The organism is Anaerotignum sp. MB30-C6 (assembly GCF_030908465.1).
GTDB lineage: Bacteria > Bacillota > Clostridia > Lachnospirales > Anaerotignaceae > Chakrabartyella.
This window is the reverse complement of sequence record NZ_CP133078.1, coordinates 527150-546432: the sequence shown is the minus strand read 5'-3', so window position 1 is coordinate 546432 and position 19283 is coordinate 527150. Positions and strand designations below refer to the sequence as shown.

General features: G+C 39.1%; 21 protein-coding genes. 9 read left to right on the top strand and 12 right to left on the bottom strand.

Annotated features, from left to right (window positions below):
- Positions 1-31: 31 nt before the first annotated feature.
- Both RBQ60_RS02700 and RBQ60_RS02695 read left to right on the top strand, forming a co-directional pair.
- Positions 32-238, top strand: a complete 207-nt coding sequence (locus tag RBQ60_RS02700; RefSeq protein ID WP_307885070.1) for a helix-turn-helix transcriptional regulator — start codon at positions 32-34, stop codon at positions 236-238.
- Complete coding sequence (locus RBQ60_RS02695) at positions 235-666, top strand: hypothetical protein (protein ID WP_307885069.1); 432 nt, start codon at positions 235-237, stop codon at positions 664-666. The genes RBQ60_RS02700 and RBQ60_RS02695 overlap by 4 nt, the downstream gene beginning before the upstream one ends.
- Positions 667-741: 75 nt before the next feature.
- Here the strand turns inward: RBQ60_RS02695 and RBQ60_RS15405 are convergent, their stop codons facing one another.
- The 9 genes from RBQ60_RS15405 to RBQ60_RS02650 all read right to left on the bottom strand — a co-directional run bounded on the left by RBQ60_RS15405 (position 742) and on the right by RBQ60_RS02650 (position 9156).
- Positions 742-903, bottom strand: coding sequence for a 4Fe-4S binding protein (locus tag RBQ60_RS15405; protein ID WP_307885068.1), 162 nt, complete (start codon positions 901-903; stop codon positions 742-744).
- A 575-nt stretch (positions 904-1478) separates the two neighbouring features.
- Positions 1479-2387, bottom strand: coding sequence for a ketopantoate reductase family protein (locus RBQ60_RS02685; protein WP_307885067.1), 909 nt, complete (start codon positions 2385-2387; stop codon positions 1479-1481).
- Positions 2388-2413: 26 nt separating this feature from the next.
- Positions 2414-3358 (bottom strand): DUF2971 domain-containing protein, encoded by a 945-nt coding sequence (locus RBQ60_RS02680; RefSeq protein ID WP_307885066.1) that lies wholly within the window; start codon positions 3356-3358, stop codon positions 2414-2416.
- 18 nt (positions 3359-3376) lie between these two features.
- The gene (locus RBQ60_RS02675; RefSeq protein ID WP_307885065.1) at positions 3377-4621 is read right to left on the bottom strand and encodes a glutamate-5-semialdehyde dehydrogenase; all 1245 of its coding nucleotides are present in this window, start codon (positions 4619-4621) and stop codon (positions 3377-3379) included.
- Complete coding sequence (locus tag RBQ60_RS02670) at positions 4605-5186, bottom strand: 5-formyltetrahydrofolate cyclo-ligase (protein ID WP_307885064.1); 582 nt, start codon at positions 5184-5186, stop codon at positions 4605-4607. Before RBQ60_RS02670 ends, RBQ60_RS02675 begins: the two co-directional genes overlap by 17 nt.
- Complete coding sequence (locus RBQ60_RS02665) at positions 5183-5803, bottom strand: DUF2085 domain-containing protein (protein WP_307885063.1); 621 nt, start codon at positions 5801-5803, stop codon at positions 5183-5185. The genes RBQ60_RS02670 and RBQ60_RS02665 overlap by 4 nt, the downstream gene beginning before the upstream one ends.
- A gap of 5 nt (positions 5804-5808) precedes the next feature.
- Positions 5809-6291, bottom strand: a complete 483-nt coding sequence (locus RBQ60_RS02660; RefSeq protein ID WP_307885062.1) for a hypothetical protein — start codon at positions 6289-6291, stop codon at positions 5809-5811.
- Between the two features lie 22 nt (positions 6292-6313).
- Positions 6314-7108 (bottom strand): glutamate 5-kinase, encoded by a 795-nt coding sequence (gene proB, locus RBQ60_RS02655; protein ID WP_331654229.1) that lies wholly within the window; start codon positions 7106-7108, stop codon positions 6314-6316.
- A gap of 371 nt (positions 7109-7479) precedes the next feature.
- Positions 7480-9156, bottom strand: a complete 1677-nt coding sequence (locus tag RBQ60_RS02650; RefSeq protein WP_307885061.1) for a glutamine--tRNA ligase/YqeY domain fusion protein — start codon at positions 9154-9156, stop codon at positions 7480-7482.
- A gap of 529 nt (positions 9157-9685) precedes the next feature.
- Here RBQ60_RS02650 and RBQ60_RS02645 point away from each other — a divergent pair.
- The 4 genes from RBQ60_RS02645 to RBQ60_RS02630 all read left to right on the top strand — a co-directional run bounded on the left by RBQ60_RS02645 (position 9686) and on the right by RBQ60_RS02630 (position 14946).
- Entirely contained in the window at positions 9686-10141 is a 456-nt protein-coding gene (locus RBQ60_RS02645) for a DUF5721 family protein (protein ID WP_307885060.1), read from the top strand.
- A 129-nt stretch (positions 10142-10270) separates the two neighbouring features.
- On the top strand, positions 10271-12289 hold the full coding sequence (gene htpG, locus RBQ60_RS02640; RefSeq protein WP_307885059.1) for a molecular chaperone HtpG: 2019 nt from the start codon (positions 10271-10273) through the stop codon (positions 12287-12289).
- 429 nt (positions 12290-12718) lie between these two features.
- Positions 12719-13219, top strand: coding sequence for a hypothetical protein (locus tag RBQ60_RS02635; RefSeq protein ID WP_307885058.1), 501 nt, complete (start codon positions 12719-12721; stop codon positions 13217-13219).
- A 44-nt stretch (positions 13220-13263) separates the two neighbouring features.
- Positions 13264-14946 carry a carbon starvation CstA family protein gene (locus RBQ60_RS02630; RefSeq protein ID WP_307885057.1) on the top strand — a complete coding sequence of 561 codons (1683 nt, stop codon included), beginning with the start codon at positions 13264-13266 and terminating at the stop codon, positions 14944-14946.
- A gap of 62 nt (positions 14947-15008) precedes the next feature.
- Here the strand turns inward: RBQ60_RS02630 and RBQ60_RS02625 are convergent, their stop codons facing one another.
- The gene (locus RBQ60_RS02625) at positions 15009-15764 is read right to left on the bottom strand and encodes an exodeoxyribonuclease III (RefSeq protein WP_307885056.1); all 756 of its coding nucleotides are present in this window, start codon (positions 15762-15764) and stop codon (positions 15009-15011) included.
- Positions 15765-16216: 452 nt separating this feature from the next.
- Between RBQ60_RS02625 and RBQ60_RS02620 the strand changes: the two genes are divergently transcribed.
- The 3 genes from RBQ60_RS02620 to RBQ60_RS02610 are packed head-to-tail and all read left to right on the top strand — an operon-like array spanning position 16217 to position 17848.
- Positions 16217-16552 (top strand): arsenate reductase family protein, encoded by a 336-nt coding sequence (locus RBQ60_RS02620; RefSeq protein ID WP_442871381.1) that lies wholly within the window; start codon positions 16217-16219, stop codon positions 16550-16552.
- Positions 16553-16567: 15 nt separating this feature from the next.
- Entirely contained in the window at positions 16568-17362 is a 795-nt protein-coding gene (locus tag RBQ60_RS02615) for a nitrilase-related carbon-nitrogen hydrolase (protein WP_307885054.1), read from the top strand.
- Between the two features lie 15 nt (positions 17363-17377).
- Positions 17378-17848 (top strand): low molecular weight protein-tyrosine-phosphatase, encoded by a 471-nt coding sequence (locus RBQ60_RS02610; RefSeq protein ID WP_307885053.1) that lies wholly within the window; start codon positions 17378-17380, stop codon positions 17846-17848.
- A 126-nt stretch (positions 17849-17974) separates the two neighbouring features.
- Here RBQ60_RS02610 and RBQ60_RS02605 read toward each other — a convergent pair whose 3' ends face one another.
- Positions 17975-18757 carry a PhzF family phenazine biosynthesis protein gene (locus tag RBQ60_RS02605; RefSeq protein WP_307885052.1) on the bottom strand — a complete coding sequence of 261 codons (783 nt, stop codon included), beginning with the start codon at positions 18755-18757 and terminating at the stop codon, positions 17975-17977.
- Positions 18758-19044: 287 nt separating this feature from the next.
- Positions 19045-19269: a sporulation initiation factor Spo0A C-terminal domain-containing protein gene (locus RBQ60_RS02600; RefSeq protein WP_307885051.1), complete on the bottom strand. Its 225-nt coding sequence runs from the start codon at positions 19267-19269 to the stop codon at positions 19045-19047.
- Between the last annotated feature and the right edge of the window lie 14 nt (positions 19270-19283).

The window sequence follows — 19283 nt, the reverse complement described above, 5'->3', positions numbered from 1 at the left end:
CAAAGTTAACTTTGCAGAAAGGAAGGGTATCATGAAAACACGAATAGCCGAACTGCGTCGCCATAATAAACTATCTCAGGAAGAATTGGCAAAAGCAGTAGGTGTAACACGACAAACAATAACTTCCCTTGAAGTAGGTAAGTACACTGCTTCATTAGTACTGGCTTATAAAATTGCCCAATACTTTAGTTTAGCCATTGAAGATGTCTTTTTATTTGATGAGGAGGAAAAAATATGAAAAAAATAAGCTTTGAACAACGTTTAAACTTACGTCTTTACATGAATATTGGCTGTATGATTGTGGCCATTATCCTTTTTACATTTGTTCTTCTTAACAAAGAATTTGCATACCTAATACCTATGTATTCCGGTGCTCTTTCTGGTTTGTTTTTTGCCTCATTGGCATTGTTCTTTCGAAATAGAAAGCTTAGGAAAAATCCTAATAAAATGAAAGAAAAGGAACTTCTGGAGACTGATGAGCGAAATATTTTTATTACTCGTGTAAGCTATACTATTTTTTCCTATGTTTCCATTGAAATTCTTTTTATCGCGATGTTGATTTCTGGTTTTTTCTCCATAACGATTTTTTATACATTATTAACTCTCCTTTGCGTCGATATCGTATTCATCTTTTTCATCCGTCATATGGTTGAAAAAATGTACTAAAAAAGGGAAGTTGCAAGACCAAATGGTTTTAGCAACTTCCCTTTTTTTATAAATATTTTTCGATTCGGCACTGTTCTAAACTTCTTTTCCCAATAGGGTAATTGCCTCCTTGGGACAGTTGCTGATACATCGATAACACATTTCTTGGATAGAGAGACTTTCCATGGGACATAGCTTGGTACAAATTCCGCATCCACTACATTTATCTTTATTAATCTTTAACTTATCTGAATACACTTTTGTTTTATTGTAGAACTATAACCTTTGTCCAAAAAGCCCTGCCATGTGGAGTAAAAAACACAGGCCTTCCTTTGTGGGCTGATTGTTTTTGAATTTTTCAAATGCATTTTTAATTTTATCCTCTGCAGCCTTTACAATGGCCTTATTTTTTCTCTATAGGCTTTTTTAGCAACTTTTCATCGCCAATACAATCAGGCATTTTTAAATGAAGACCGCCCAACTACCTTAGCCCCATACTTACAAATCCTTTCACTGCACCCTGTTCCATCTCCGCTAAATAACCCATCGTTGCAATAATAAAAACGCTTTTACCTCTAATAATTCCTTTATTTGCTTCAATAAAATCTCGGACAACTTTAGGTAAATTGCTAAAATATATGAGATAGCCAAAAATAAGTTGTTCTGCTCTCCTTTTTTTCTATCACAGCAGGGTCCTCAATAGAAATACATGGGGCTGTTTTGTCTATTGATTTCACAAAAAGTTCCACACAGTTCTTTGTATATTGATTTTTGTTTCCGCCCACTAAAGGGGAGAGATTTGTCCATTAAACCATAAAAATATAGGGCTTGATTTATCTTTTTTGCTCATATACCTTCTGAATAAAAGGAATAGAAACCCCCAGCTCTTTTGCCAACTGACAACCGCTCCCCACTAACCATTCGAACTCTGTTTCTTCTTTCCCACCTAGAATATCTCTATATAATGAAGAAATGGTTTGGGGTGGTAGTTTCATGAAAATTTCCATATACCTCTCTGGCATATCATCCATACCCCTAACACCATTTGCCTTGGCCAAGCAGTTGATATCCTCATAAATGCCTCTTAAAAACTCCAATTTCTCCGAGTCCTCTTGAATTTTGCCCGCAGGGCAGTCAAAATAAATAAAGGCACAGCTATTGCCACACATCATGGCATATTTCTCCCAAAGGGCCTTCATAATATCTTCACCATAGATTGAAGGCAGTCCGCCCTCGTTTAACATTTCAATCAGCCTTTTGGCTTTGTCATTGTCCCGACCATCGGCAAACCCGACTCCAATCCGAAGAATCCCACCGCCATTGGTCACATGGCCTGTCTCCACAATATTCGAAAAACAATATATATAACTATCACTTACAATTCCTTTACCACCTAACCAATGTGAAACGGATTTTGAAGCGGTCACACCATTTTGCAAAGGAACAACCAAGGTTTCCTCACCAACAATAGGAGCATATTTTTTACAAGCCCCTTCCAGCCCATAGCTCTTACTGCAAAGAATCAAGACATCAACAATGCCAATTTCACTGGGATCATCACAAACCAAACCTGGGCGAATCACGCAATCACCTAACAAATCCGACTCCAGATTAAGCCCCTTCTCCTGCAAAACTCTTTTGGTTTCCCCACGGGCAATAAATATTAGGTCTCTTTCATGTTTTCTTAGTCCTCCGGCAACGGTAGCCCCAACGCCACCTAGCCCTAATATGGCAATTCTCATTGGCCTCCCCCTTTTTTCTAAGTTGTTTAGTATCTCAACGGAATATCCGAAAGGGTAACAGGAATATCTAATCCTTGTCCCTTTAAGAAGGATCGTACCCCTCGAACAGCAATATCATTATTGTTTTTTGCCCCAACCATAACAGACTCTAAGGGTATGGGAATATCCTCACCATCAAATTCCACCATAATATAGGGTAAAAAAACTTGGCCTAAAATTCTAAACCTTGGTTGCCCAACTCGTGCATCAATAGAAGGAGAGAATATAAAACGGTACTCCTCCTCCCCATCAAAATATTGACTCTTAAAAAACATGGCATACACAGAGCAAACCATGGCCATATCCTTTCCAATTTCCCGCAAAGATTCTTCTTTTACCTCAGGAACCTCATCAAAAAAGGTCTCCAAGTCGGCACGCCCCTCTTCTTTTCCACGGCGAATACAAGACAGTAGGCCTTCCAATAAACAATTGATTTGCTTTTCTTCATCATAAATTACTGTACCGTGAAGAAAAGATCTACTTGAAAATCCTTGCACCAGTTTTTCATAATCAAAACCAAGGCAATACCCTTTAAAATCAGTAAATTCCGCCCAAAGGAGTGCACTATTTTCCAGCTTCGAAAAGGATACCACATAAAAACTCATCTGTTTTTTTTCCGGCAAGCAAACGATATCGCAAGAAGGCTTTACAATGGCAAGTTCATCCATTTCCTCTCTTACAATTTCGTATAATCGCCGCCCTAACTCTCTATCCAAAATATACGTATCGATTAGCGTATATAAAACCTCAAGGGCATATAAAAACTCCAGTTTATCGTTTAAAAAATCACTTTTAGTAGCAATGAACTGCTTGTTTTCCACAATCCCCTGAACACCTTCAGCCATCGTATAGTGGTATAATTTTTCTCCACTTTTACAAAGAGGCACATGTACCCATTCATCAATATGCCTCGTTTTCTTAAATAACTCCACCAATAAATCCTCCCGTCACTATCTTATTTGCCCATTTCCATAAATAATGTACTTTGTTGTTGTCAGCTCCTTCAAACCCATTGGCCCCCTTGCATGAAGTTTTTGGGTACTGATTCCAATTTCCGCACCAAAACCAAACTGCCCACCATCTGTAAAACGGGTTGATGCATTTACATAAACTGCCGCCGCATCCACCTCGTTTAAAAATCGTTGGGCATTGGTATAGTTCTCTGTAAGTATGGCCTCAGAATGTCCCGTTGAATATTTACGAATATGGTTGATGGCCTCATCTAAATCCTTCACCACACGGGTAGAAATAATATAATCTGTATATTCCGTTTCCCAGTCTTCTTCCGTTGCAGCAACAGAACCTGAAATTATACTGCAAGTAGCTTCGTCTCCACGAATTTCTACGGACTTATTTTGTAAGGCTTCTCCAACCATAGGCAAAAATATTTTTGCAATCTTTTCATGTACCAATAAGCTTTCGCAAGCATTGCAAACACCCGGACGCTGGGTTTTCGCATTCATAACAATGGCCACAGCTTGTTCTAAGTCCGCTGTTTCATCTACGAAAATATGGCAATTGCCAACGCCCGTTTCTATGACAGGAACGGTACTATTTTGCACCACACTCTGAATTAAGCCTGCACCGCCACGGGGAATTAAAACATCCAGATATCCGTTCAAACGCATCATTTCCTGAGCAGTTTCTCGGGATGTGTCGGGAACCACCTGAACAATATCAGCAGGCAAGCCTAGTTTTTCAACGGCCTGGCGAAAAACAGAAACAACGGCTTGGTTCGTTTGGAATGCCTCTTTTCCACCTCTGAGAATTACCGCACTACCTGCCTTTAAACATAACCCAAAGGCATCTGCGGTAACGTTGGGTCTTGCCTCAAAAATAATGCCAATGACCCCCATAGGAACTCTTTTTTGTCCAATCACCAATCCGTTATCCAAAGTTTTCATAGACAGAACTTCCCCCACAGGGTCGTCTAATTTTGCCACTTGACGAAGACCTTCTGCCATTTCCTCAATTCTTCCTTGGGTTAAGGTTAAACGGTCGATAAAAGCACCTTTGATTCCTGATGCCAATGCCGCCTCAACATCCCCCTTGTTTGCTGCTAATATTTCGGCTGATGCCCCTAGAAGTGCCTCTGCAGCAAAACAAAGAACCTCATTCTTTTTAGGCGTAGATAAAACAGATAATGCTACAGAAGCATCCTTTGCTCTTTGCCCCATCTCAGTCAAAACACTCATGATTAGAACCCCCTATCAATCCATTTTCTGTTACAACACAATCCACAGGTACATCATACTGTTCCACCTGTAATTCAAAGTCCATAACCTGAAAAGAAAATGCTACACCTATTTTAAAAATATCGGGATAACTCTGAAAATATCTATCGTAATATCCACCGCCATAGCCATAGCGGTTGCCTTTTTCATCAAAAACACTTCCAGGAACAATGAAAATATCATCCTTCTGGGGAATAACCCCTTTACTTTCCTCTTTTTGTGGCTCCATGACACCAAAACGGCTTTTTTGCAACTCCACAAAAGATACTATGTTGACGAAGTACATCTTCCCACCTTTTTTTGCAATGGGAACAGCAACCTTTTTTCCATCCTGCCATGCCCGCTCTATCAAGGGATATGTATTTACCTCCTCTTCCATGCTAACAAAAGTAAATATGGTATCCGCTTTTTGATATCTACTGCTATTGCAAATAACATTCACAATCTTTTGGCTTCCTTCCTGACGATGTGCCCCAGACATATCTTTTCTTTGTCCCAATATTTTTTGACGCAATATGGTTTTCAATTTCGCAACACCCCTATTGATAAAATGATGATACAACTTCCGCAAAATGCCAACAGCCAATAAGGCAATTTTCCATTGACCCCTAGATTTTTTATAACTAAATAAATAAAGTTAGCCCAAAAACAAACAATGCCTAGCACAACCACAACAGAAGGAAGCAGATAGTTGCCTACGTTCAGCCAAAGCAAAATCCCCCATAAAAGCGTTGCTCCTATGAGCAAAAGCTGCTCTTTTACAGATTTGAAGATGGGCCAAGTATTCTCGCCAACAACATCAAAATTTGCACCTAAAAGCAAGAACCCCGGTAAAGATGCTCCTGCTAAGGCTCCTGTAACCACCCGTAAGAATTGGTTACTTTCCCAAAAACCCATATAACTAAAAAAACCATCAATAGAAATTGGGATAAAAGAACAGGCACCAATTATGGTTCCCCACGTAGAGTAAGGCTTATTCCCTTTGTGCCGCCCATAGATAAAAAAGAAAAGCATTGAAAAGAAAATACCTGAATATATTCCCGTACATCGGGCACAAACAGGAAGGGGCATTCCCCCAAATATAAAACTACGCTCTGCCATCTGGTGACAGACAGCAGAGCCAAAAAAATCAAATATAGCCATAACGTTTAATAGTAAGGAAAATAGTAAAATACGTTCCCCACAAAACCGAGTAACCCACCAACAAAGCAGCACAAAAACCATATACCCAGCATAACACAACTGAGAATAATCAAAGTTTTACCGAATTTACGGTAATCTTCAATGGGGCTTTTTAATAAAACAACACCTGAAATAATACCTGCAACCTGACCGATACCACCTGCTATAATAATTGCTAAAATGATTATTACTTTTAAAACTGTGTGTATGGTCTGCTCCTGAACGGGCTTTGGCTCCGCAGATTTATAATCTTCCCAACTTCTTGGCTCACTTTCCGCTTTAAACTTCTGAGAAGCTCCACTTTCATCTTCAACTGTAAACTCTTTTACTACTTCCACTTCCTCCTCTACCTCTGGATTCGGGTTTGTGGCGTTTTCATTCAAACTACAAACTGGGCAACCCAAACTCTCATCTAGAATTTGTTTCCCACATTTTGGACAATAACTCATATAGACCGCTCCTTATCATTTTTTATGTTCTTTTACTGTTAAAGAATGTACCCACATCCTCACCACTAATTACCCGATGAATAATCGTTGGGTCTTCTCCTAAAACAATTGCCATCTTTACCCCTGCCTCTTGGCAAATGGTTGCCGCCTGCAATTTGGTCAACATCCCTCCCACACTGAAAGCAGAACCTTTGTCTCCCGCCATTTTTATGACTTCATCCGTAACCCAATCCACGCTAGAAACTCGCTTTGCATCAGGGTTGAACCTTGGATCTTGGTCATAAAGGCCGTCAATGTCAGTCATCAATATGAGAAGGTCAGCACCGATAATTTCTGCCACAATGGCAGAAAGTCTATCATTATCAGAAATTTCAATTTCGTAGGTGGAAATACTATCATTGGCATTGACAATGGGAATCACACCAAGCTCCATCAGGGTTTCCATTGTATTTTTCGTATTCTCGTAACGCTCTTCGCTGCCTACTTCTTCTTTTGTCAATAAAACCTGAGCAACAGTTTGGTTATACCGATCAAAGAAATTGTGATAAATTTGCATAATCATCGCCTGGCCCACCGCCGCTGCTGCCTGCTTTTGCCGAATCACCGTAGGTCTTTCTTTCATACCCATACGTACTGCTCCAACGCCAATGGCACCACTGGTAACCAAAACAACGTCTTTGCCACTATTTCTAAGGTCTGTTAAAACCCAAGCCAATTCTTCCATTCGCTTCAGGTTTAAAAGCCCATTTGGATATGTAATCGTAGATGTACCCACTTTCACCACAATGCGATTGCAATTTTTCAATCGTTCTCTCACAATTATCCTCTCCAATTCCTATGTATAGACAGAGTATACTATATTTTGCCGGCGTAAAAAAGGGCTTTCGTTGAATCCAAATAAAATATTAAAGGATTCTTTATATTTAAGATTCTTCTATTTCCTGGAAAATAACTTCTTTCCCTTTTAAATTTACTACAAACTTCTGCTTTCATCTTCCAGCCATCTTAATCGCATATCCTTATACTTTCCATTTGTGAGAAAAATCCACTTTTTATTTAAAGAAAATATTTTAACTTTTCTCCGAAGCTAAATATGAAAAACCCTTAAGTACAACCCTAGCCTCTTGTCTTTCTGTCAATAAAAGAAAGACCAACGAATATAGAATTTATACCCGTCGGTCATATTTATTATGATAATTTAAAAGAGCTTTTCAATGGCACAATGCGGTTAAATACCAATTTTTCTTCTGTGGTATCTTTCGTATCCACAATATAGTACCCGTTACGCATAAACTGGAAACGTTCCCCTTTTTTCGCATCTTTTATGGCAGGCTCAATAAAGCATTCCTTCACTTCTAAGGATTTCGGGTTCATCATCATTTCCCCATTGGGATCATCCGGATTGTCCAACATCATATAGTCATACAATCTTGCAGTTGCCTGAACATGTTCCGTTGCGCTAACCCAATGGAGGGTGCCTTTCACTTTTCTACCCTCAAAACCACTGCCACTTTTTGTTTCAGGGTCGTAAGTACAATGTACCTCCACAACATTTCCGGCTTCATCCTTAACAAGGTCTGTGCAAGTAACATAATACGCACCCTTTAAACGTACTTCCTTGCCAGGAGCCAAACGGAAGAATTTTTTCACCGGTTCTTCCATAAAGTCTTCTCTTTCAATATAAAGCTCTCTTGTAAAAGGAGCCATTCTTGTACCAAGTTCAGGTGTTTCTGGGTTGTTTTCTAACTCCATCATTTCAACCTGACCTTCTGGATAGTTTGTAATCACAAGCTTCAATGGATCTAAAATCGCCATAACAACCTTTGCTTTCGCCTTCAAGTCATCACGAATACAGTAATCCAACAAACCACTGTCAACCATACTATTGGCTTTAGAAACACCGATTCGCTCGCAGAAATCACGAATTGCCTCTGGTGTGTAACCTCTACGGCGTAAACCGCTGATGGTTGGCATACGGGGATCATCCCATCCGTCAACCAAGCCTTCCTCAACCAAAGCACGGAGCTTTCTTTTACTCATAACGGTATTTGTCATACCCAAACGGGCAAATTCAATCTGTCTAGGAGGGTTGACTGTATAACCTGCCTCTTTCACTACCCAGTCGTATAAAGGGCGGTGATCTTCAAATTCCATTGTGCAAATGGAATGGGTGATTCCTTCGATTGCATCCTCTAATGGATGAGCAAAGTCATACATGGGGTAAATGCACCATGCATCCCCTGTTGTATGATGGGTTGCGTGGGCAATTCTATATAAAACAGGGTCTCTCATGTTAATGTTAGGAGAGGTCACATCAATTTTTGCTCTAAGTGTACGAGAACCATCAGGGAACTCGCCGTTTTTCATACGTTCGAATAAATCCAAGTTTTCCTCAACACTTCTGTTGCGATAAGGGCTTTCCTTACCGGGTGTGCTTAACGTACCACGGTATTCACGCATTTGCTCAGGCTTTAAGTCACAAACAAAGGCCTTACCCTCTTTAATTAGGTTGATTGCAACCTCGTAATATTGCTGGAAATAGCTAGAAGCATAATATAATCTATCTTCCCAATCAAAGCCTAGCCACTTTACATCCTCACGAATAGAGTCTACATACTCCACATCTTCCTTTGTAGGGTTTGTGTCATCAAAGCGTAAATTGCACTTGCCCCCATAAAGGTTCGCCAAACCAAAGTTCAGGCAGATGGATTTTGCATGTCCAATATGCAAATAGCCGTTAGGTTCGGGCGGGAATCTAGTGTGAATTTTATTCAGTTCACCCTTTAAATCCTCCTGTATATAACTATGTATGAAGTTACCAGTAGCACCTAATCCACCATTTTCTATGATTTTTTCTTCTGCCATATTGTTTTCCTCCCAAGTTTGTGGTTCTCTTTCCTGTTTGCTACGTGAAAACACCATTTTATAGGAATTACTAAAGTTCATAAAAGTCTTGCCACTTTTTAGTATTTTAAAACGTAGCCGAAATATTAATTATAATTTTTATAGGTTCATATTTTTCAACGGTGTCCCCACTCCCCATTAAATGGATTTCACCAACTCTGTTAAACTGCCTAACAGAAAAGATGTAAAATCTAAGGACACCGTATATCATAATGGTAATATTATAATATAGCCCGTCACCAAACGCAAATTATTTTCATATTGACTTACCCCATGTTTAGAATATTATTTGTATTTTTCTTTTTTCCATAGTAAAATCAAGTTTAAGGCAATTTGAATAATTAGACCATTCGCTGCTTTCTATCTCTGATTGAAAAGCTTTTATAAATACCAACATAACCGTCATTTATTTTTAGTTGAAACTTTGGAAATTGGCAAATCGACTTGCCTTTCTTTCTTTTTTTGATGAAGTATACAGGAGGAACAAACAATGCTAGCTTTTACCGTCTATGATACAAAATTATTAATGGCGCTTCTTTTAAAAGGAGATACTTTTGACCAATTTACTGTTCGTCAAGCAGAAGTGTTCTCCTATGCCTCCCTTACCATAAATGGTACAAAGGATGAAAGCTACCTAACTGAGGAAGATCCCGAACCTTATTGCCTTTGGGCGGATATAAAACCCTTTGTGTTTCAAGCGGTTAAAGGCAAAACATTACCCAGAAGCATGAAAATAGTCCTATCTCTACCAAAGAATAAAACTGAAAAATACCCCAACGCCAAGGCCGTGTTTTTAAATCTTTTATTTCGAGAAGGCACACTGCTTTGCACCACCTCTGTTGCGGAAGAAACCTTTTCTTTGGAACAAAAAGCAACAAAACAATGGGATGAGGATGTGTTACAGTTTTTCAAAGAACACCAAATAACCATACAAATAGAGACATAAATAAAATTTTGTTAGCACTCAATTAAATTGAGTGCTAATTTTATATTGACTTTTTTCCTTATTCTAGATAAAATTACAATGTATCATAACAAACTACTAACATTTTGTGTTTTTAGGAGGTCGTTTAATATGAATGAAAAAGGAAATCTATCAATTAATAGTGAAAATTTCCTACCTATTATCAAGAAATGGCTGTATACCGACAAGGATATTTTTGTTCGTGAGTTGGTATCTAACGCTTGTGACGCTGTGACAAAGCTGGAGAAGCTGGTACGCATGGGCGAGGCAGAAATCCCCGAAAATGAAAAATTCGCAATTCATGTGGTCTTAGATCAAGACCAGCATACTTTACAAATTATCGACAATGGAATCGGTATGACGGCAGATGAAATCAAAAAATATATCAATCAAATCGCCTTTTCTGGCGCAACTGATTTTCTTGCCAAATTCCAAGAAAAAACGGAGCAGGATAATGAAATCATCGGCCACTTTGGCTTAGGTTTTTATTCTGCGTTTATGGTTGCGGATAAAGTTGAAATCGATACCCTCTCTTACCAAAAAAACGCCCAAGCAGCAAAATGGATTTGTGAAGGCGGTATTGATTATGAGATGGACAATGGAACTAGGGAAACAAGGGGTACCACCATCACCTTGTACTTAGGGGAAGACGGAAAAGTGTTCTTAGAAGAATCCACTCTTTATACAGCCCTTAGAAAGTATTGCTCTTTCATGCCCGTACCAATTTTTGTAGATATTCTTAAAGAACCAACAGAGGAAGAAAAGGAAGCAGAAAAAAAAGAATCCAATACCCTTCACGTTTCCCCTGAAGAAGCGGCAAACCTTACAAAGGAAGATGCCCTAGAAAAACTAGAGCAGAAACATTCTGAGGAGCCAGAGGAACCGAAACCCTTAAACGATACTACCCCTTTGTGGCAAAAACAGCCAAAAGACTGTACCGACGAAGATTATAAAACTTTTTATCACCAAGTGTTTTTCGATGTAAATGATCCCCTGTTTTGGATTCACCTAAATATGGATTATCCCTTCCGCCTAAAAGGAATTTTGTTCTTCCCAAAACTGGTTGAACACATGGATGTCATGGAGGGTGAAATTAAACTTTACTCCAATCAAGTGTATATTGCTGATAACATTAAAGAAGTAGTCCCCGATTTCTTGCTTTTATTAAAAGGCGTTTTGGATTGCCCTGATATGCCTTTGAATGTATCTCGTAGTGCGTTGCAAAACGACGGCTACGTTGAGAAAATGAATAGCTATATTACCAAGAAAGTCGCAGACAAGCTGACACAGCTCTTTAAAAATGACCGTCCTGTTTATGAAGGTTTCTGGGATGATATTGGTGTATTCATAAAATATGGCTGTATGCGAGAAGAAAAGTTCTATGATAAAGTAAAGGACGCTTTGTTGTTCAAAACAACAGACGGCGTATATGAAACCCTCTCGGAGTATTTAGAAAAGAATAAAGAAAAGCATGAAAACAAACTTTTCTTCGTATCCGATGAAAACTTGCAAGCACAATATATCCGCCTTTTCAAAGAACAAGGTTTAGAAGCAGCAATTATGTCTACCACCATTGACAAGCCTTTTGTGTCTTTCTTGGAATATAAAAACCCTGGTGTTAAGGTGCAACGCATTGATGCAGACATTACCGATACCTTACAGAAAAAGGAGGATGAAGACACCTCGGAAGCAAAAAAACAGTCAGAAGTGTTTACAAATTCACAAATGGAAACTTTGTTCCGTGATGTTTTAAATAATAACTCGTTAAAAGTAAGCGTAGAAACATTAAAAGCCGAAAAGGTTTCTGCCATGATTCTTTTAAGTGAAGAATCTCGTCGAATGATGGAGATGATGGAAGCTTATGGAAACGGAGCAGACTTAAAAGCAATGTTTGCCAATGTGAAACCTGAGGAAACTTTGGTTCTTAACCGCTCCAATGGATTGGTTAAATATTTATTGTCCATGAATGAGAAGGATGGTAAAAAGGAAGACATGAAGCTATTATGCCACCAGATTTACGACTTGGCATTGATGAGCCATCGCCCTCTAACTTCGGAAGAAATGACAAGCTTTATCGACCGCAGCAATACGTTGCTGGAAAAGCTGGCTTCCTTTGAGGCAAGCAAATAATATTCATCATTTTTGAATTGTATGTATAAAAACTCCCTGATGGAGAAAATATCCCGTCATTCAAGCTGGACAAAAATACTCCGCCTTGACAATTTGTATGGGATAACTCTCCTCCAAAGGGAGTTTTTTATTTACAACATTTAATCTAATCTTACAAATTTAATGTCTTACCCTTGAAAAATCATTATTTATTCGCAAACGAACTATCAATTTATCCAATCATTTATTGAAATAAGAATTAAATATAGACAATTAGCATAGTTATAATTCTATATCTCTACTTTTTTTGTGAAAAATTTCAATTTAGTTTGTTATTTATCTGTCAAAAAATTCAAGTTGACGAAATGAGGATAATTCCCCTCTCTCAAGTTGTAATACCTCTTTTTTAAGGAGTATAATAATAGTAAGAACTTTTATTGGAGGTGGAGTATGACCAAAGAAACTTTTTTACAAAAACTATTGCCGTCATATGAATCGTGCTTTGATATACAGTACAATGTCTGTCATGGTTCCATAGAATATCCAGCTACGGCACAGTTTCATTCTCGCTCCGAGAAGTATATTCTTGTACGTTCCGCAAAAATTTGGGCAACAGAGATGAACGAATATGCATATTTCGCCTTTGCAGATGTACCAACCTTGGATAGCTTCCAGTCTCTTAAAAAAGATGTACTTCAATCAGGGTTGGCCCAAATCAAGCCCCACAGCGAGCATATGTATTCTTATGTTTCTTTGATTTTAGTGGCTGACTTACTTCCCCAAGAAGTAATCAAAGAAATTAAAAAAACGAAATACCACAAAACTTTCCTTTTTTCTTTTCATGGATGGATGTATCTGAGGATCGCTGCGGTAGACCTCAGCAACGGAAAGGTCTATTCAAATCAAAGGGGTAAAGAGCTCCTTCCGTTGCTGCAAAATATTTTTTCCTAATCATCTATATTTTTCATACATAACCTTGTGAAGGAGGGTATTTTATGAATTCACTGGTATTATTAATTATTGCTGCCGCCGTACTATTGATTGGTTACCTTACATACGGTAGTTGGCTGGCAAAACAATGGGGCGTTGACCCTACAAAAGAAACACCTGCCCACACAGAAATGGATGGAAAGGACTATGTTCCTGCAAAAGCACCCGTGCTCATGGGGCATCATTTTGCATCCATCGCTGGCGCTGGACCAATCAATGGTCCGATTCAGGCTGCTATTTTTGGCTGGGTGCCTGTATTGCTTTGGATCCTCATTGGTGGTATTTTCTTTGGCGCTGTTCAGGACTTTTCTTCTATTTTTGCATCTATTCGCCACAAAGGGAAATCCATCGGTCATGTTATTGAGCAAAACGTTGGCGCAAAAGCAAAAAAATTATTCTTGCTTTTTGCTTATTTAACCCTGCTCTTAGTTGTAGCTGCTTTTGCTAGTATCGTTGTGGGAACATTCAATGGTTTCACACCTGAGGGCCAGGTTATTCCTGCAAACGGATCAACTGCAACAATCTCTGCATTATTTATTGTAGTAGCAATTGTTTTTGGTGCTTTGGTATATCGCAAAAATGCACCTCTAAGTGTGGCTACAGTTGTCGGCGTTATTGCCATTGTAGCTTGTATTGCAATCGGTTTGAAGTACCCTGTTTACTTATCTGGGACAGCATGGCTACTCATCGTTTTGGCATATATCTTCGTGGCTTCTGTTACTCCAGTATGGATTTTGCTTCAGCCTAGGGATTATCTGAACTCATTCTTACTTTATGGTATGATGATTGCTGCTGTTATCGGCGTGGTTGGTAGTCACCCTACAATCAACCTACCTGCCTTCACAGGCTTCCAAGGCATTAACGGCAATAGCCCCATGTTCCCTATGCTGTTCATAACCGTTGCTTGTGGTGCTATTTCCGGATTCCATAGCTTAGTAGGTTCCGGCACAACTTCTAAACAATTAAACACAGAAAAAGATGCCAAACTCATTGGGTATGGCGGTATGTTAATCGAATGCGGATTGGCCGTGCTTTCCTTAATCACTGTTGGCGTTCTCTTTGCAGATGGTGCTATGCCTAGTGGTACACCTACTCAGGTTTTTGCAACGGGTATCGCAACAATGATTTCTGGCATTGGTTTAGAGGCTGCTTATGACACAGCTTATGCAATCATTATTTTGGCTGTATCTGCTTTCTGCTTAACCTCCTTGGATACCTCAACAAGACTAGCAAGATATATGTTCCAAGAATTCTTTATCCCTGAGGGCACAGACCCCAGCACATTAACTGGCTTCAAAAAAGTTTGTGCAAACTCTTACTTTGCAACATTGGTTACCGTTGCAATCGGTGGTTTGATGGCCGTTGGCGGTTATGCAAAAATTTGGCCTTTATTCGGCTCTGCCAACCAGCTTCTTGCTGCTCTGGCTTTACTGGCTGTTGCTGCTTGGTTGGGCAACATCGGTAAAAATAATAGAATGTTCTTGTTCCCTATGATATTCATGCTTGTTGCAACATTAAGTGCATTGGTTATCACATTTATCAAGAACGTAAAAGCCTTTTCCGCAGGTACTGCAAGCTTTTCCACAGAAGGACTGCAGCTTATATTTATTGTTCTGTTAATTGCATTGGCTATTGACTTAGCAGTCGAAGGCTGCCGTGTTATTTTCGGTAAAAAGAAAGCCGTTTAAGTTGTCAAATGTATAGAAATATAGATGATAAAAGACCCGTGGTTTCCACGGGTCTTCTTTATTTATAGCTGAATTTCTAGTTCCACAGGGCAATGGTCAGACCCCATAATATGACTATGAATTTTTGCATCCACTAGCTTATCCTTTAAGCTTTCGGAAACAATATAATAATCAATACGCCAACCAGCATTGTTTTTTCTTGCATTAAAGCGGTAGCTCCACCAAGAATAAGCACCAATGGTGTCTGGATAGAAGAAACGGAAGGTATCCACAAATCCCGCTCCTAGCAGCTGAGAAAACTTGCCTCTTTCCTCATCGGTAAAACCTGCATTTCTACGATTTGTGGAAGGGTTCTTCAAGTCAATCTCCGTATGGGCAACGTTCAAGTCGCCACAAATAATGACAGGCTTTTCTTTATCTAATTTTGAAGCATATTCTCTAAAGGCGTCGTCCCATTCCATACGGTATCCAAGCCTTGCGTTTTGCTGTTGTGAATTCGGTGTATATACTGTAATGTGATAGAATTCTTCAAATTCTAAGGTGATTACCCTGCCTTCTGTATCATGTTTGCCGATACCAAGGCCATATGTAACGGACAAAGGCTCCTTCTTTGTAAAAACAGCAACACCGGAATAGCCTTTCTTTTGGGCGTAATTCCAATACTTAAAATACCCCTCCGTATCCAATTCGATTTGTCCTTCTTGCAGCTTCGTCTCTTGCAAAGAAAAAATATCTACATCGACCTCATTAAAATATTCCATAAATCCCTTGCCTACAGCGGCACGCAAGCCATTTACATTCCATGAAATCATCTTCATTTCAAAAGCACCGTCCTCTCACTTATCTAAAGTTTCCATTTTAAAATATCAATGGAAACAACTTTTAACGCTTCTTTTTATTCTTACCTATGGGCATTTGCAAAGCCTTGATTACAGCCTAATCACAGCCTAATCACAAAGATTATGTAACATCATTCCAAGAATGGCTAAACTTCTTGCTATAAAAGATGATCACGATATACACCATTGGCCATACCCATAAGCCGGTCAATACTTTGCGTATTTTGTTACACAACAATACTTATAACGGACGGGGTTGACATCACCTTTGTTTTCAGTAAGCCCATGTTTGTTCGGAAATATCATCCCCATCTAAAGAGGTGAGGACTTCCTAAGTCCGTTAAATTATTATAGCATACCCTCCTTTCTTTGTCTTGTTTCTTCCTGTAAATTACGCTAATATTAGATGAGAACCGAAGGGAGTGAGCATGTTGAATGTACAAATCTATGGCTCCAAAAAAAGCTTTGATACAAAAAAAGCGGAGCGTTATTTTAAAGAGAGAAAAATACCTTATCAATATATTGATGTCCATGAGTTTGGCATGGGGAAAAGTGTTTTTGAATCCGCCAAACGCTGTATACCCGTTGAAGAGATGATCGACCGAAAGGCAAAAGCCTATCAAACCTTATTTATGGATTATATTGACGAGAGTAAAAGGGAAGGTACCCTATTGGAGAATCCCAGCCTTTTCCTCACCCCCATTGTGAGAAATGGTAAAGACTTTACGATGGGTTATTGCCCTGATGTTTGGAAGGATTGGAAATAAAAAGGAGGGTGTTTTATGCGAATTGGACTTGGCCAGTTAGATATGGGGTTTGAAAAAAAAGAGCATGCCAAAAGCCTCTGCGAAGAAATGATGCAAAAGGCGGCAAAGGAACAAGTGGATTTTCTGGTTTTTCCTGAAATGACATTAACGGGATTTACAATGAAAACAAAGGAACTGGGCGAATCTTTCAAGGATAGTGAAACCATTGGCTTTTTTAGAGAAAATGCCTTGAAAAACCAATTATCTTTGTGCTTCGGGCTATCTATTATTGATGCCCAAAAAGCAGAAAACCATTGTGTCATCGTCTCTGAAACAGGGGAACCCCTCCTTGACTATGCAAAGATTCACCCCTTTTCCTTCGGTACGGAAGCCCAATTCTATACAGGGGGCGAATCCCTTGCTTCTTGCACCATTAAAAATGTGGCGACATCCCCCTTTGTTTGCTACGACTTGCGCTTTCCTGAAATATTTCAAGCAGCATCAAAGGAAAGCATTTTGTTAGTGGTTATTGCCAACTGGCCACGCCAGCGCAGAGAACATTGGATGACGCTATTAAAAGCAAGGGCCATCGAAAATCAAGCCTTTGTAGTCGGCGTAAACCGGGCAGGCCATGGGGGCGGTTTAGAATATTCTGGAGATAGCATGGTAGTCTCTCCCCTTGGAGAAGTTTTGGCTCATGCGAAGGAGGGCCATGGCCTTACCGCGGTAGACATCTCTCCTGAGGAGGCCTTTGCTTACCGCTCCACTTTCCCCCTGAAATTAGATCGCAAACCTGAACTGTATTCTAAATTTTTACGATCCCATAAGTAATGAAAGGAGCTTTTTATGATTCGAGTATTATTTATTTGTCACGGAAACATATGCCGTTCTCCCATGGCAGAGTTTTTATTTCGAGATATGCTTATAAAAAAAAGTCTTACAGATGAATTTTATATAGCCTCAGCCGCTACTAGCCGTGAAGAAATTGGTAACTCCGTTTATCCCCCTGCAAAGGAAAAACTTTTCTCCTTGGGAATTGATTGCTTTGGCAAAACAGCAAGGCAGGTAACAAAGCAGGATTATGAAGACTTTGACTATTTACTGGTAATGGAGGAATACAATATGGAAAATCTAATGCGTATTCTAGGGGATGATTCCCAAAATAAAGTATACCGTCTCTTGGATTTTTCATCCCATCCCAGAGATATTGCGGACCCTTGGTACACAGGAAACTTTGATAACACCCATACAGACATTATGGAAGGATTAGAAAGTTTCCTTGCATTTGCTTTAAGTGACAATTCTCATCCACAATAAAACTAAATTTCTTATATTGAAAGCTAAATTTTTTCTAATAAAACTAAATCCTGTACTCAAGTAATTTCTTGCAGTACAGGATTTTTCAATGAAAGACGGTTAAACTTAATATGCCACATGGTTTTTTCATCTAATAAATATTTCCCCTTTTAAATATAAAACGACACCACCGCTAATATACACCCGTTCGCCCCCATCCATGCAGTTCAAAACGCCGCCCCTTTTTGAAACTTGCTTTGCAATCAATGTTTGTTTCCTTAGCTTTTCAGCCCAAAAGGGAATAAGGCTGCTATGGGCAGAACCCGTAACGGGGTCTTCATTCACGCCTAATTTAGGAAAAAAACAACGTGAAACAAAGTCGTATTCCTTATCTTTTGCTGTAACAACCAGACCCAATCCATCCTCTAACTCCAGTACCTTATGGAAATCTGGATTAAGCTCTTTTACACTTTTTCCATCCTCTAGTTCTAGAATCAAATCTCTGGACAAGTATGCAGCCACGGGCTTAACTCCAATTGCATCTATTATTTTTTCCGTCACTGGAACCTCTTGTGGCTTTCGACTGGGGAAATCCATTTTAAATAAGTCACCATCTCTTACAACATTTAAAGTCCCACTTAGAGTAAAAAATTCCATTTCTTCAACTTCCGTATCCACAAAATGAGCTACTACATAAGCGGTTCCCAATGTTGCATGGCCACAAAGGTCAATCTCCACCATTGGCGTAAACCATTTTAAGTCGTACTTCCCAACCTCTTTTTTATAAACAAATGCCGTTTCCGATAAATTATTCTCTGCGGCAATTTTTTGCATTGTTTCAGTGGATAAAGGTTTCTCAAGTACACAAACCCCAGCTGGGTTCCCTCCAAATATATTTTCCGCAAAAGCATCCACCACAAAATATTTCAAATGAATTCGCCCCTTTCTTTTCCCCTATAAAATACAATTTTACTTTAATGCAATTATAAACTGTACATTGTATAAATTCAAGGAATCAGTCTCAAAATTTCCAATAAGTAAACAAACTCTGTAATCAGTAAGAAATAATAAGCCTGCCATTAACATAATAAAGTCTAACTCCAAATTGCAACAACGATTTTCGTTGACTCCCTTTTTATGGAAAAATAACTTGTCTTCGGTATTTCTGTCACTGCAATCTCTTCCACCTTCCACTGGGAAACCTAAAAAAATCTAATTTATAATCTCCCGTATTTCACTTTACCCACCGCAAATCTTATAAACTCCTCAGGTGTTGGCACTTCGTCTCTTCGAGGTACTTGGTTCTGATATGATTTCGTGACCCCATCATTCTTCGAATTACTATAGGCACTTTCAAGGGCCAACTGCATCTCCCGTTTTACCTCAGCAACAGTTGCTCCTTCCTCTTTCGCTATTTTACGATACATTTTTCTGTTTATCATGCTACACCCCCATA